This window comes from Polaromonas sp. P1_E1_2 (genome assembly GCF_056406035.1).
This window is the reverse complement of the sequence record NZ_JBFUAZ010000896.1, coordinates 1-1,149: the sequence shown is the minus strand read 5'-3', so window position 1 is coordinate 1,149 and position 1,149 is coordinate 1. Positions and strand designations below refer to the sequence as shown.

Here is a 1,149-nt window from a genome sequence, read left to right as displayed (position 1 = left end):
GAAGGACCGTGAGCAGGTCCGTCACTCGACCAAGAAGCCTTTTAAACAAAAGGGYACYGGYCGTGCACGTGCTGGTATGACGTCTTCGCCACTGTGGCGCGGCGGCGGTCGTATCTTCCCGAACATGCCTGACGAAAACTTCACGCAGAARATCAACAAGAAGATGTATCGTGCCGGCATGGCGTYGATCTTCTCGCAACTGGCGCGCGAAGGCCGCCTGGCTGTGGTTGATTCGCTGGCTGTGGATTCGCCCAAGACGAAAGTCCTGGCTGACAAGTTCAAGGCCATGAACCTCAACTCGGTGCTGGTCATCGCTGATGTGGTTGATGAAAACCTGTACCTGGCTTCCCGCAATCTGGTGAACATCCTCGTGGTTGAGCCCCGTTACGCCGATCCGGTGTCGCTGGTTCACTACAAGAAGGTTCTGGTCACCAAGGCTGCCATGGACCAACTCAAGGAGATGTTCGCATGAGCGCCCGTAACCCATCTTCTCCAAAACTGAAATTCGACGAAGGCCGCCTGATGCAGGTCCTGGTCGCTCCCATCGTGTCTGAAAAGGCGACGATGATTGCGGACAAGACCAATGCCGTGACCTTCAAGGTGCTGCAGGACGCTACCAAATTTGAAATCAAGGCTGCTGTGCAGCTGATGTTCAAGGTGGACGTCCAGTCGGTTGCCGTCCTCAACATCAAAGGCAAGACCAAGCGCTTTGGCAAATCCGTGGGCCGCCGCGACAACATTCGCAAGGCCTACGTGACGCTCAAGCCAGGTCAAGAGCTCAACCTCGGTGGGGAGTCTGCGTAATGGCTGTCATTAAAATGAAACCCACCTCCCCCGGCATGCGCGGGATGGTGAAGATCTCCCGGGATCACCTGCACAAGGGTGAGCCTTACGCGCCGCTGCTGGAACCACAATTCCAGAAGTCCGGCCGTAACAACAACGGGCACATCACGGTTCGCCACAAAGGCGGTGGTCACAAGCACCACTACCGTGTGGTCGACTTCAAGCGCAACAAGGACGCCATTCCGGCCAAGGTCGAACGTATCGAGTACGACCCCAACCGCACGGCCCACATTGCTCTGCTCTGCTACGCCGACGGCGAGCGCACCTACATCATCGCCCCCCGCGGCCTTGAAGTCGGTGCCACGC

2 protein-coding genes and 1 pseudogene are annotated in these 1,149 nt (G+C 57.5%); all 3 read left to right on the top strand.

Annotated elements, in window-relative coordinates; genetic code table 11:
* On the top strand, positions 1-472 hold a 472-nt coding region (gene rplD, locus AC1D1P_RS23885; RefSeq protein WP_477674724.1), incomplete at its 5' end, for a 50S ribosomal protein L4.
* On the top strand, positions 469-804 hold the full coding sequence (gene rplW / locus AC1D1P_RS23880; protein WP_457281637.1) for a 50S ribosomal protein L23: 336 nt from the start codon (positions 469-471) through the stop codon (positions 802-804). The genes rplD and rplW, both read left to right, overlap by 4 nt.
* A pseudogene (locus tag AC1D1P_RS23875) lies at positions 804-1,149 on the top strand (50S ribosomal protein L2); the annotation flags it as partial. The gene rplW and the pseudogene AC1D1P_RS23875, both read left to right, overlap by 1 nt.